This window comes from Bradyrhizobium sp. ORS 285 (assembly GCF_900176205.1).
GTDB lineage: Bacteria > Pseudomonadota > Alphaproteobacteria > Rhizobiales > Xanthobacteraceae > Bradyrhizobium.
This window is the reverse complement of sequence record NZ_LT859959.1, coordinates 1,867,868-1,880,129: the sequence shown is the minus strand read 5'-3', so window position 1 is coordinate 1,880,129 and position 12,262 is coordinate 1,867,868. Positions and strand designations below refer to the sequence as shown.

Genomic DNA, 12,262 nt, shown 5'->3' with positions numbered 1-12,262 from the left:
CTGCGACGAAGACGCGCTTTCCGGCAAGATCAAAGCTCGACGCCACGGGCCAACTCCTGACGTGCCACGTCAATTCGGTACAACAGATCTAGTCTCCATAGCAGCGCAGGTGGTCGAGATTGAGGATCGTGATCCCGCCATATTCCACCCGCAACAGACCCTCGCGCTCCAAGGTCTTGAGGCATTGATTGGCGTTCTGCCGCGACAGGCCGGAGAGCGCGCCGATCTCCTCCTGGGTGATCTCCAGGTGGCGAGTCGTATTCGGGTAGAGGATCGGGTTGAACAGCGAGGCGATGCTGCGGGCAAGCCGCGCCGTCGCGTCCAGCGTGCGGCCGACCTCGACCAGGCCGATGAACTGGCCGAGCCGCTCGTTCAGCTGGGTGACCAGGAAGCGGTTGAAGCCGACGCTGTTCTCGAACAGCCACATGAAGGTCGGCCGCTCCATCAGCGCCGCCCGGGTGTCACGCAGCGCCACCACGTCGTAGCGACGCGGCTCGTTCTTGAGCACGCTGCCCTCGCCGAACCAGGCGCCAGCCGACATGCCCGCGAAGGTCGTCGCCTTGCCGCCGCGCGAGACCGTGCTCATCCGCGCCAGACCCGTGACGATGCCGGTCCAGTAGTCGAACTGGTCGCCGCGCAGGAAAATGTGCTCGTTGGCGGCGAAGGCACGCTCGACGATGCCGGCCGAGGCGACGTCGACCTCCTCGGGCTTCAAATGGCGCGACCAGGGCGCGATGCGCAGCAGGGTGTCGGAGGCGATCAAGCCGTCATCTCGTCTCGTCGAATCTCGCCGCGACCATATTGCATCGCAACAAACGCGTCATGAATTTTGCCTGGGAATTGTCAGGCGCAAGACAGTTCCTGATAGCGCTTTCCCCTATCGAGGACCACCGCATTCGACTCGGCGTATCCCCAGGGCGGAGGATGCAGGCCTCTCGTTGATGCGGCAAAGTGCACCGCACCCACATGGCCCGTCATTCGTCGGATGGCGCGGAACCGGTGAGCGGGCTAGGATTGCGACGACAGCGGCGCGACAGACGTCGCGCCACGAGGCTTGAAGAGCGCGACAAGCGCCGACAAGGACTTCGGGAGGACGATTTGGACTATACGTTGGAAGCGCGCGGAGTCTCGCTGCGTTTCGGCGGGGTGAAAGCCCTGACCGACGTCAGCTTCGGCGTGCGCGAGGGCGAGCTGTTCTCGATCATCGGCCCGAACGGCGCGGGCAAGACCTCGATCGTCAACTGCATCTCCGGCCGCTACAAGCCGACCGAGGGCCGCCTGTTCCATCGCGGCCGCGACATCACCGGCCTGCCGCCGAACGCGCGCGCCAACATCGGCATCGGCCGCACCTTCCAGAACCTCGCGCTGTTCCACCACATGAGCGTGCTCGACAACATCATGGTCGGGCGCCATCATCTGTTGAAGAACAACTTCCTCACGGGATCGCTGTATTGGCTCACCGGCGCGCGGCGCGAGGAGCTGAAGCACCGCGAGAAGGTCGAGCAGATCATCGACTTCCTCGACCTGCAGTCGGTGCGCAAGGCGCCAGCCGGCACCCTCTCCTACGGCCTGCGCAAGCGCGTCGAGCTCGCCCGCGCGATGGCGCTGGAGCCGCACCTCATCCTCCTCGACGAGCCGATGGCCGGCATGAACTTCGAGGAGAAGGAGGACATGGCCCGCTACATCGTCGACCTCAACGAGGAATACGGCATGACCGTCGTGATGATCGAGCACGACATGGGCGTGGTCATGGACATTTCCCATCGCGTCATGGTGCTCGATTTCGGCCGCAAGATCGCCGAGGGCGATCCGGCTGCTGTGCTCGCCGATCCCCACGTCAAGCGCGCCTATCTCGGTGAGGAGGATGAACTGCTGGTCGATCCTGACGAGGCGCCCTCCATCGCGGAGGACGCGGCATGATGGACTATGCGGATCGCGTCAAGCAGGCCGATACCTATCCGAAGCTGCTGCGGCTGAATGCGAAAGAGCACGGCAAGGACATTGCGCTACGCGAGAAAGACCTCGGACTGTGGCGGACGTTCACCTGGGCTGACTACCAGACGCGCGTGCGCGACTTCGCGCTGGGGATGGTCGAGCTTGGTCTCGGCAAGGACGACGTCGTCGGCATCATCGGCGACAACCGACCGGACTGGGTCGCGGCGGAGATCGCGACGCATGCGATCCGCGGCCACAGTCTCGGCCTCTATCGCGACGTGCTCGACGACGAGGCCGCCTATCTCCTGAACTATGGTGAGGCACGGCTGGTATTCGCCGAGGACGAGGAGCAGGTCGACAAGCTGCTGAACCTGGCCGACCGCGTGCCCGCGCTCAAGCACATCATCTATTCCGACCCGCGCGGCATGCGGAAATACGATGATCCCCGGCTGATGCCGGCCGACAGGCTGGCCGAGCTCGGCCGCAATAGAGCGGCCCGTGAGCCTGACCTCTACGACCGCATGGTCGATGCGACCGTCGGCGACGACGTCGCCATTCTCTGCACCACCTCGGGCACCACGTCGCATCCGAAGCTTGCGATGCTCTCGGCCGCGCGCGTGCTCAAGCACTGCGCCACCTATCTCGCCTTCGACCCCAAGGGGCCGGAGGACGAATATGTCTCGGTGCTGCCGCTGCCCTGGATCATGGAACAGGTCTACGTGCTCGGCAAAGGCCTGCTCTGCCGGATGAAGGTCAACTTCGTCGAAGAGCCGGACACCATGATGAACGACTTCCGCGAGATTGCGCCGACCTTCGTGCTGTTCGCGCCGCGGGTGTGGGAGCAGATCGCGGCCGATGTCCGCGCCGCGGTCATGGACGCCTCGCCGCTGAAGCAGCGGCTGTATCAGTTGGGCATGTCGAGCGGCCTCGCCGCGCTGGAGAAGGGTCAGCATTCGAGCTTCGCCGACATGCTGCTGTTCCGCGCCTTGCGCGACCGGCTCGGCTTCACCCGACTGCGCTCGGCCGCCACCGGCGGCGCCGCGCTCGGGCCCGACACCTTCAAGTTCTTCCGCGCCATGGGCGTGCCGCTGCGCACGCTGTACGGCCAGACTGAGCTGCTGGGGGCCTACACCCTGCATCCCGACGACAAGGTCGATCCCGACACGACCGGCGTACCGATGGCCGCGGATATCGAGATCAAGATCGATCAGCCGGACAGCCAGGGCATCGGCGAGATCCTGGTGCGCCATCCCAACATGTTCCTAGGGTACTACAAGAACCCGGAAGCCTCGGCCGCCGACATCAAGGACGGCTGGATGCATTCGGGCGACGCCGGCTATTTCAACGACGCCAAACAGCTCGTCGTCATCGACCGCATCAAGGATCTCGCGGAGACCGCGCGCGGCGAGCGCTTCTCGCCGCAATACATCGAGAACAAGCTGAAATTCTCGCCCTACATCGCCGAGGCCGTCGTGCTCGGCGCCGGCCGCGAGCACCTCGCGGCGATGATCTGCATCCGCTACTCGATCATCTCGAAATGGGCGGAGAAGAACCGCATCGCGTTCACCACCTATTCCGATCTCGCCTCGCGCAACGAGGTCTACGCGCTGCTGCAGAAAGAGGTAGAGACCGTCAACGCGCACCTGCCCCCAGCGCAGCGCATCGCCCGCTTCCTGCTGCTCTACAAAGAGCTCGATGCCGACGACGGCGAGCTGACCCGTACCCGCAAAGTCCGCCGCAGCGTCATCAACGAGAAATACGCCGATATCATCGACGGCATCTATGGCGGCAAGCCGGCCATCCCCGTCGACACCATCATCCGCTTCCAGGACGGGACGACGCAGCGCATCCGCACGACGCTGAAGGTGGTGGATCTCGGTGGACACGGCGCCATGGCGGAGGCGGCTGAGTGATGCGATCGCCGTTCACCCACTCACGCAATTTCAGTCACACAGAAGCGACCACGCCAATGGTCGTCATGCGCGGGCTCGACCCGCGCATCCATCCTCTTGCGAAAGCCCCTCTGGCGCTGGATCGCCGGGTCAAGCCCGGCGATGACGAACAGGGACTTGGGCAGCTACGAATGCGACTGCGCATGACTGCGCCCTCTCCCCTTGTGGGAGAGGGCATCTCCGCCGGTCGACACGAGCGCGGTCAGGTGAGGGGTCTCTCTCCCCTCGCTCGCCCGCGGAGAGAACCCCTCACCCGGCTGCGCTACGCGCAGCCACCCTCTCCCACAAGGGGAGAGGGTTACAGCGTGCCCGCATCATGAACACCGCCTTCCTCATACAGCTCCTGGTCAACGGCCTCGTCGTCGGCACGCTCTATGGCGTGGTCGCGATGTCGTTCGTGCTGATCTACAAGGCCACCCAAGTCGTGAATTTCGCGCAAGGCGAGTTGCTGCTGATCGGCGCCTGGGTGTGCTGGACCCTGCTCACCAAATTCCAGGTGCCGTTCTGGGCCGGCATGCCGCTGTCGCTGATCTTCATGTTTGCGTTCGGCATCGCGATCCAGGTCGTCATCTTCCGGCCAATGATCGGCGAGCCCATCATCTCCGTCATCATGGTGACGATCGGGCTCTCGACCGTGTTCCAGGCCGCGCTGAAATGGATCTACGGCGTCAACCCGCAGCCGTTCCCGCCGGTGTTTTCCAGCAAGGCGGTCGACATCTTCGGTCTGCAGATCCAGACCGTCTACGTGATGAGCCTGGTGGTGTCGGTGCTGATGATGCTCGGCATGGCCTGGTTCTTCAAAGCCTCGAAATACGGGCTCGCCATGCGCGCCACCGCCTTCAACCAGCAGGTCGCGCAGTCGCTCGGCATCTCCGTCAAGAGCGTGTTCGCGATGGCCTGGGCGATCTCGGCTACGGTCTCGGCCGTGGCCGGCGTCGTCGTCGCCGTGGTCAATGGCGTCTCGTCAGGCCTCTCGGCCTACGGCATCAAGGTGTTCCCCGCGGCGATCCTCGGCGGCCTCGACTCCGTCGGCGGCGCCGTGCTCGGCGGCATCATCATCGGTCTCTTGGAGAACATCGCCCAGTACGTCGACAGCCAATATCTGCACTGGGGCAATCTGTACGAGATCGCGCCGTTCTACGTGCTGATCATCATCCTGATGATCAAGCCCTACGGCCTGTTCGGCACCCGAGACATCGAGCGGATCTGAGCATGATCGCCGAAAAGTGGGCACCGGTTTTGGATAACGATCATGCTCAAACAAAGAAGAAGGGCGAGCCCATGACGCAACTCAAGCCCGAGGCGAGATAGAAGCCCATCATGGTCGCACGTTCCACGATCCCCGCCGGTGACTTCCGCACCTCCTACGCGGCCGACACCACGATTTTCCCGACCAGGACCAGCCGCAATTTCGCGATTGCCGGCGTGATCCTGCTGTGCTTCGCGCCGCAGGTGTTCTCGGAGTTCTGGCTGTCGATCGCGATCCAGATCGGCATCTTCTCGATCGCAGCCCTCGGCTTGAACATCCTGGTCGGCTTCACCGGCCAGATCTCGATCGGCCAGGCCGGCTTCTTCCTGCTCGGCGCCTTCACTTCGGCCTATCTCAACAACGCCTATGCCATCCCGGTGTTCTTCGCGATCCCGCTCGCCGGTGTGGTCACGGCGCTGGTTGGGCTGGTGTTCGGCATTCCCGCCGCACGGTTGAAGGGCCTTTATCTGGTCATCGCGACGCTCGCCGCGCAGTACATCCTGCTCGACTTCTTCTCACGCGCCGAATGGTTCTCCGGCGGCTCGGTGCCCGCCTCGGCCAATCCGTTCTCGATTCTAGGCTATACGCTGCGCGGCGACCGGCAATATTTCTACGTCGTGCTGGCCTACGTGCTGGTCAGCTACATCCTTGTCACCAATTTGATGCGCACCCGCGACGGCCGGGCGCTGATCGCGATCCGCGACCATTATCTTTCGGCCGAGATCATGGGCATCAATTTGACCAAGTATCGGACGCTGTCGTTCGGCCTCGCAGCGTTCTTCGCCGGCATCGCCGGCGCGCTCTATGCGCACTACCAGCTGGTGGTCTCGCAGGAAGGGTTCGGCATCGAGCGCTCGATCCTGTTCCTGGCCATGATCATCATCGGCGGCACCGGCTCGATCATGGGCACCCTGATGGGGACCGCCTTCGTGGTGCTGCTGCCGGAATCGATGGAATTGCTGAGCCACTACCTCAAGGGCGGCGCGATCGACAAGGCGCTCGCGCTCAACAACAACATCACATTCCTGCGTGAGATCGCGATCGGCCTGATCATCATCGCCTTCCTGATGTTCGAGCCGGACGGGCTCGCGCATCGCTGGCGGCAGATCAAGACATACTGGAAGCTCTATCCGTTCTCACATTGATTCCAACCAACAGGGACCGGCGACAATCCGGCCCGGAACGCACCACAGGAGGAAGCACGATGAACATCAAATCATGGCTCGGCTCGGCGGCGCTGGCGCTGCTCGCAGGCACCTTCGCGTCGCAGGCCAACGCACAGCAGATCGCGATCGGCCATCTGCAGGATCTCTCGGGCGGCACGTCCGACGTCGGCACGCCGTATGGCCAGGGCGTCGTCGACACCTTCGCCTGGATCAACAAGAACGGCGGCATCGGCGGGAAGCAGCTTGCGGTCGACAGCAACGATTACGGCTATCAGGTGCCGAAGGCGATCGCACTGTACAAGAAGTGGTCAGCGCCGGACAACAAGGTCGCCGCGATCATGGGCTGGGGCACTGCCGACACCGAGGCGCTGACCGGCTTCCTCGCCAACGACAAGATCCCGGACATGTCCGGCTCCTACGCAGCCGCGCTCACTGATCCCGAGGGCACCAGCGGCAAGGCCAAGCCCGCGCCCTACAACTTCTTCTACGGTCCGAGCTATTCGGATGCACTGCGCGCCGAGCTGACCTGGGCGGCGGAGGACTGGAAGGCCAAGGGCAAGCCGGGCAAGCCGAAATTCGTCCACATGGGCGCCAACCACCCCTACCCCAACGCGCCGAAGGCCGCCGGCGAAGCGCTCGCCACCGAGCTCGGCTTCGAGGTGCTGCCGCCGCTGGTCTTCGCGCTCGCGCCCGGCGACTACAGCGCGCAGTGCCTGAGCCTGAAGAGCTCGGGCGCCAACTACGCTTATCTCGGCAACACCGCGGCTTCCAACATCTCGGTGATGAAGGCCTGCAAGAATGCCGGCGTCGACATCCAGTTCCTCTCCAACGTCTGGGGCATGGATGAGAACGCCGCCAAGACCGCGGGCGATGCCGCGGATGGCGTGATCTTCCCGCTGCGCACCTCGGTCGGCTGGGGCGGCGATGCGCCCGGTATGAAGACGGTGCAGGAGATCGCCAAGATGTCCGATCCCACCGGCAAGGTCTATCGCCCGGTGCATTACGTCGCCGCGATCTGCTCCTCGCTCTATATGAAGGAGGCGCTGGATTGGGCGGCCAAGAACGGCGGCGCCACTGGAGAGAACGTCGCCAAGGGCTTCCACCAGAAGAAGGACTGGGTACCGGCCGGCATGGAGGGTGTCTGCAGCCCCTCGACCTGGACCGAGAAGGACCACCGCGGCACCATGAAGGTCGACCTCTATCGCGCCCGCGTGACCGGCCCGACCGATGGCGATCTCAACGACCTCATGGCCAAGGGCGTGATCAAGCTCGAGAAGGTCAAGACCATCGAGCTCCCGCGCAAGGCCGAATGGGCGGGTTGGTAGTTCCACCCAGCGTCATGGCCGGGCAAAAGCGCGAAGCGCGTCTTCGCGCAGATGTCCCGGTCATCCACGCCGATCCACAGCCAGCTGAGAGACGTGGATGCCCGGGTCAAGCCCGGGCATGACGACGGATAGAGTGTCGCCATGACCGATACACTGGAAGGTTCACGGATGAGCGCAGCCAGCGCGAGCGCAGCCCCGCTGCTCTCCGTGCGCAACATCGAGGTCGTCTATGACGACGTCATCCTGGTGCTGCGCGGGCTCAGCCTCGATGTGCCGAAGGGCGCGATCGTGGCGCTGCTCGGCGCCAACGGCGCGGGCAAGTCGACGACCTTGAAGGCGATCTCGGGCCTGTTGAAGACCGAGGACGGCGAGGTCACGCGCGGCGAGATCATGTTCGACGGCGCGCGCATCGACGGCATCGATCCGGAGAAGATCGTCCGCCGCGGCATCTTCCAGGTCATGGAGGGTCGGCGCATCGTCGCCGACATGACCTCGCTGGAAAACCTCAAGCTCGGCGCGTTCACGCGCTCAGACCGCGAGGTCAACAGCGACATCGAGATGGTGTACAATTATTTCCCGCGGCTGAAGGAGCGCACCGGCCTCGCCGGTTATCTCTCCGGCGGCGAGCAGCAGATGCTGGCGATCGGGCGCGCGCTGATGGCGCGGCCGAAGATGATCCTGATGGACGAGCCGTCGATGGGCCTGTCGCCGCTGCTGGTGAAAGAGGTATTCGCGATCATCAAGGAGATCAATCGAGATCTCGGCGTCACCATTCTCCTCGTCGAACAAAACGCGCGCGCGGCGCTGTCGGTCGCGAGCCACGGCTACATCATGGAACAGGGCAAGGTGGTGCTCGACGGCACCGCTGACGCGTTGCGCGACAACGAGGATGTGAAGGAATTCTACCTCGGCGGCGCCGGCGACCAGCGCAAGAGTTTTAAGAACCTGAAGAGCTTCAAGCGGCGGAAGCGCTGGCTGTAGCCCTCCCTCTCCCCGCGTGCGGGGAGAGGGTCGGGGTGAGGGGGACTCTCCTCACACCGTGCTCGCCGAGAGTCCCCCTCACCCGCATCCCATCTGACGATGGGATGCGACCTCTCCCCGCAAGCGGGGAGAGGTGAACGAGACGAGACAGCAGATGACCACCCACTACGACGCCCTCGAGACTCGTGATCCCACTGAGCGCGAGCAGGATCTGTTCGGCCGGCTGCCCGACGTGCTGCGCGCAGCGATGAATGCGCCGGCCTATGCGGCGCTGCTGCAGGGTATCGATCCCCAGGACATCACGAGCCGTGCCGCGCTGGCGCAGCTTCCCGTGCTACGCAAGTCGGAGCTGCCCGCCCTGCACAAAGCGGCGCCGCCGTTCGGCGGCTTCGTCGCGCAATCGCCCGGCGCGTTCTCCCGCCTCTTCACCTCGCCGGGCCCGATCTTCGAGCCGGAAGCCGCACACGCTGATCCCTGGCGCGGCGCGCGCGCCCTGTTCGCAGCCGGCTTCCGCAGCAGTGATATCGTGCTCAACACCTTCAGCTATCACCTGACGCCCGGCGGCTTCATCTTCGACACCTCGGCGCGTGCGCTCGGCTGCGCGGTGATCCCGGCCGGTCCGGGCAATACCGAGGCACAGTTCGAACTGATCGAGGCGTATCGTCCGATCGGCTACAGCGGCACGCCGGACTTCCTCAAGATCCTGCTCGACGGCGCTGCCAGCGCCGGCCGCGACGTCTCCTCACTGAAGCGCGCGCTGGTGTCCGGCGCGGCGTTCCCGCCGTCATTGCAGGCCGAGATCAAGGCGCGCGGCATCGACGCCTACCAGGCGTTCGGCACCGCCGATCTCGGCATCGTCGCCTATGAGACCTCAGCGCGCGATGGCATGGTCGTGAACGAAGACCTGATCTTCGAGATCGTCCGCCCCGGCACCGGTGATCCCGTGGCACCTGGCGACGTCGGCGAGATCGTCGTCACCTCGCTCGATCCTGCCCATCCCTGGATTCGCCTGGCGCTCGGCGACCTCACCGCCGCCCTGCCCGGCCTCAGCGCCTGCGGCCGTACCAACATGCGCATCAAGGGCTGGATGGGCCGCGCCGACCAGACCACCAAGGTGAAGGGCATGTTCGTGCGGCCCGAGCAGGTCGCCGAGATCGGCAAGCGTCATCCCGAACTCGGCCGCCTCCGGCTCGTCGTCACCCGCGCCGGCGAGACCGACGCAATGACGCTGAAGGCGGAATGCGCCTCGCCGTCGGACGTTCTCGCCGAGACGCTGAACGCGAGCTTGCGCAGCATCACCAAGCTCGGCGGCAGCGTCGAACTGGTTGCGCCGGGCACGCTGCCCAACGACGGCAAGGTGATCGCCGACGAACGCTGAGGCATGGTTCCGGAAAGACCAAGCCCTGCAACAGCAGCATGAGCCGTGCGGCGCGCACGGCCCCTGCGCAATTGTCGCGTTAAGCGCCCTCTCCTATACAGCCATGTCACGTCCCCTGGAGTTCGTCCGCATGGCCTTCCCGCGCGCGTCCAAAGCCCTGTCCCGCTTCACCGTGCTCGATTTGACGCGGGTGCGCGCCGGCCCGACCTGTGCGCGGCAGTTCGCCGACTGGGGCGCCAACGTCATCAAGATCGACGCGATGATGGAGGACGGCGGCGAGGCGCTCGGCGGCCCGCGCCGTGGTTCCGACTTCCAGAACCTGCATCGCAACAAGCGCGCGATGACGCTCAACCTGAAAGATCCCAAGGGCGTCGACGTGTTCATGCGGCTGGCGAAGCAGGCCGACGTCGTCATCGAGAACTATCGTCCCGATGTAAAGACCAAGCTCGGCATCGACTACGAGGTCGTGCGCAAGGTCAATCCGCGCATCGTCTATGGCAGCATCTCCGGCTTCGGCCAGGACGGCCCCTATTCCAAGCGGCCGGGCTTCGATCAGATCGCGCAGGGCATGGGCGGGCTGATGTCGATCACCGGCGCGCCCGGCGAGGGCCCGATGCGCGCGGGCATTCCGATCGCCGATCTCTCCGCCGGCCTGTCCTGCGCGATGGGCATCCTCACCGCGCTCTTGGAGCGCGAGGTCTCCGGCGAGGGCCAGTGGGTGCAGACCTCGCTGTTGCAGGCGCAGATCTTCATGCTCGACTTCCAGGCCGCGCGCTGGCTGATGGAGAAGGATGTCGCGCCGCAGGCCGGCAACAATCATCCAACGAGCATTCCGACCGGCGTGTTCAAGACCTCGGACGGCTACATCAACATCGCCGCGACCGGGGGGCGTATCTGGGAGCGGCTGTGCCAGACGCTCGGCGCGCCCGAATGGATCGACAACCCGGACTACGCGACGGCGCCGGCGCGCTCGAAGAACCGCGACGCGCTCAACGCCGAGATCAACGCGCGTACGCTGTCGAAGACCAGCGAGCAGTGGGTTGCCGAGCTCAACGCCGCCGGCGTGCCCTGCGGGCCGATCTACGCAATCGATCAGATGTTCGACGATCCGCAAGTGAAGCATCTCGGCATGGCGCAGCCTGTGCCGACCGAGGACGGCCGCGACATCACGCTGGTGGCGCAGCCCTTCACCTTGTCGCGCACGCCGAGCAGCATGGCGGCGCGGCCGCCGGAGTTCGGCGAGCAGACCGAGGAGATCCTCTCCGAATTCGGCTTCACCGACGGCGAAATCGCCGATCTCCGCCTGCATCGCGTCGTGTGAGCAGGTGCAATATGACGGAGCCGCGGCATCCTGCCGCTGTGGCCCAGATGTCACCACGTTGGAACTTCGACCTGGGCGGGATTGAGGCCAGAGCGAGACCGCGTTAACCTCTTCTCATCAGTTGACGCGGACCTGAGGTGGCCCGCGGGCGTGAGGAGTAGCGGGTCATGAGCGCATCCGAGTTGAACGAGTTTCTATCGGCCATGGATATGGTTCGCGACGTCAACGCGGCCGCTTTGAACCATGGCAGCGCGCTTCCGTTCGACGAGACGATGCTCGACAACGAGTCCGACTGGTACCACATGCCGGTCGAGGAGACCGTCAACTGAGACGCAGCTGACGCGGGTTCACGCGCGTCCTCACAATGTTTTCCGACAAAGCCTTCGTCCGATCAGCCGGACGGAGGCTTTCGTTTTTGTGTCCCCGGATGAACTGAAGCGCGCTGAACTCACCAACGAGCCCGGCGAAAAAAAAGCCCGACGCAAGCGCCGGGCAAGAGATCGTCTCGGGAGGAAACATCAGGGCGCGATGACCATCCGTGAGGCGGCACCACGCTGAGCAGGACGAAATCTGCCCATGAATGAAGCCTACCACCGCTCTGCCTAAAATGCTGTCATCGCAAAGACACAACCTCTGGAGAAGCGCCGGAGCGATTCGAACAACGGTCCGCCGCTGCGAAGCTGTGGCCTCATGAACGTGGCGGAGGCGCCAAGTTCGCTTGCGATCCGCGACAGGGTCGTATGCCGGCAAGCCGACGGTCCGCTACGACCGGTGGTGCGGGACAGGAGCCCCCCACCGTGCTCCTCTCGCATCCGACGTTGCGCATCAGCAACAGAGCGAAACGAAGCAGGGCAATCCCGGATCCACCCAAAAAGTCACAGTACCGGTCTGCGTGTTTTACCTGCACTTCGTCAGAGCCTATGCCTCGATCCGGGGCCGGCTTGAACGTGAGTTG

The 12,262-nt window shown here is 64.6% G+C and carries 10 protein-coding genes; 9 read left to right on the top strand and 1 reads right to left on the bottom strand.

The features are described 5' to 3' along the window. Window positions 1-88: 88 nt before the first annotated feature. Window positions 89-763 (bottom strand): Crp/Fnr family transcriptional regulator, encoded by a 675-nt coding sequence (locus tag BRAD285_RS08575; protein ID WP_006609496.1) that lies wholly within the window; start codon window positions 761-763, stop codon window positions 89-91. Window positions 764-1,098: 335 nt separating this feature from the next. Between BRAD285_RS08575 and BRAD285_RS08570 the strand changes: the two genes are divergently transcribed. The 9 genes from BRAD285_RS08570 (at window position 1,099) to BRAD285_RS35710 (ending at window position 11,636) form a co-directional block, all read left to right on the top strand. Continuing rightward, window positions 1,099-1,920, top strand: coding sequence for an ABC transporter ATP-binding protein (locus tag BRAD285_RS08570; protein ID WP_035644545.1), 822 nt, complete (start codon window positions 1,099-1,101; stop codon window positions 1,918-1,920). Further along, on the top strand, window positions 1,917-3,848 hold the full coding sequence (locus tag BRAD285_RS08565) for a long-chain fatty acid--CoA ligase (protein ID WP_035644549.1): 1,932 nt from the start codon (window positions 1,917-1,919) through the stop codon (window positions 3,846-3,848). Before BRAD285_RS08570 ends, BRAD285_RS08565 begins: the two co-directional genes overlap by 4 nt. 355 nt (window positions 3,849-4,203) lie before the next feature. Then, the gene (locus tag BRAD285_RS08560; RefSeq protein ID WP_006609500.1) at window positions 4,204-5,097 is read left to right on the top strand and encodes a branched-chain amino acid ABC transporter permease; all 894 of its coding nucleotides are present in this window, start codon (window positions 4,204-4,206) and stop codon (window positions 5,095-5,097) included. Window positions 5,098-5,207: 110 nt separating this feature from the next. After that, on the top strand, window positions 5,208-6,281 hold the full coding sequence (locus BRAD285_RS08555) for a branched-chain amino acid ABC transporter permease (protein WP_006609501.1): 1,074 nt from the start codon (window positions 5,208-5,210) through the stop codon (window positions 6,279-6,281). A gap of 59 nt (window positions 6,282-6,340) precedes the next feature. Continuing rightward, entirely contained in the window at window positions 6,341-7,627 is a 1,287-nt protein-coding gene (locus BRAD285_RS08550) for an ABC transporter substrate-binding protein (protein WP_006609502.1), read from the top strand. A gap of 141 nt (window positions 7,628-7,768) precedes the next feature. After that, the gene (locus BRAD285_RS08545; protein ID WP_006609503.1) at window positions 7,769-8,608 is read left to right on the top strand and encodes an ABC transporter ATP-binding protein; all 840 of its coding nucleotides are present in this window, start codon (window positions 7,769-7,771) and stop codon (window positions 8,606-8,608) included. 154 nt (window positions 8,609-8,762) lie between these two features. Beyond that, a complete protein-coding gene (locus BRAD285_RS08540) occupies window positions 8,763-9,986 on the top strand; it encodes a phenylacetate--CoA ligase family protein (RefSeq protein WP_006609504.1) in 1,224 nt (407 codons plus the stop codon). Window positions 9,987-10,116: 130 nt separating this feature from the next. Next, a complete protein-coding gene (locus BRAD285_RS08535) occupies window positions 10,117-11,307 on the top strand; it encodes a CaiB/BaiF CoA-transferase family protein (protein ID WP_006609505.1) in 1,191 nt (396 codons plus the stop codon). Window positions 11,308-11,474: 167 nt separating this feature from the next. Then, window positions 11,475-11,636 carry a hypothetical protein gene (locus BRAD285_RS35710; RefSeq protein WP_006609506.1) on the top strand — a complete coding sequence of 54 codons (162 nt, stop codon included), beginning with the start codon at window positions 11,475-11,477 and terminating at the stop codon, window positions 11,634-11,636. The last annotated feature ends 626 nt before the right edge of the window (window positions 11,637-12,262 follow it).

Excerpts from the sequence above, each read along its gene's own strand:
- BRAD285_RS08565 (WP_035644549.1), top strand. The coding sequence starts at position 1,917 with ATGATGGACTATGCGGATCGCGTCAAGCAGGCCGATACCTATCCGAAG.
- BRAD285_RS08560 (WP_006609500.1), top strand. The coding sequence starts at position 4,204 with ATGAACACCGCCTTCCTCATACAGCTCCTGGTCAACGGCCTCGTCGTC.
- BRAD285_RS08555 (WP_006609501.1), top strand. The coding sequence starts at position 5,208 with ATGGTCGCACGTTCCACGATCCCCGCCGGTGACTTCCGCACCTCCTAC.
- BRAD285_RS08550 (WP_006609502.1), top strand. The coding sequence starts at position 6,341 with ATGAACATCAAATCATGGCTCGGCTCGGCGGCGCTGGCGCTGCTCGCA.
- BRAD285_RS08545 (WP_006609503.1), top strand. The coding sequence starts at position 7,769 with ATGACCGATACACTGGAAGGTTCACGGATGAGCGCAGCCAGCGCGAGC.
- BRAD285_RS08540 (WP_006609504.1), top strand. The coding sequence starts at position 8,763 with ATGACCACCCACTACGACGCCCTCGAGACTCGTGATCCCACTGAGCGC.
- BRAD285_RS08535 (WP_006609505.1), top strand. The coding sequence starts at position 10,117 with ATGGCCTTCCCGCGCGCGTCCAAAGCCCTGTCCCGCTTCACCGTGCTC.
- BRAD285_RS35710 (WP_006609506.1), top strand. The coding sequence starts at position 11,475 with ATGAGCGCATCCGAGTTGAACGAGTTTCTATCGGCCATGGATATGGTT.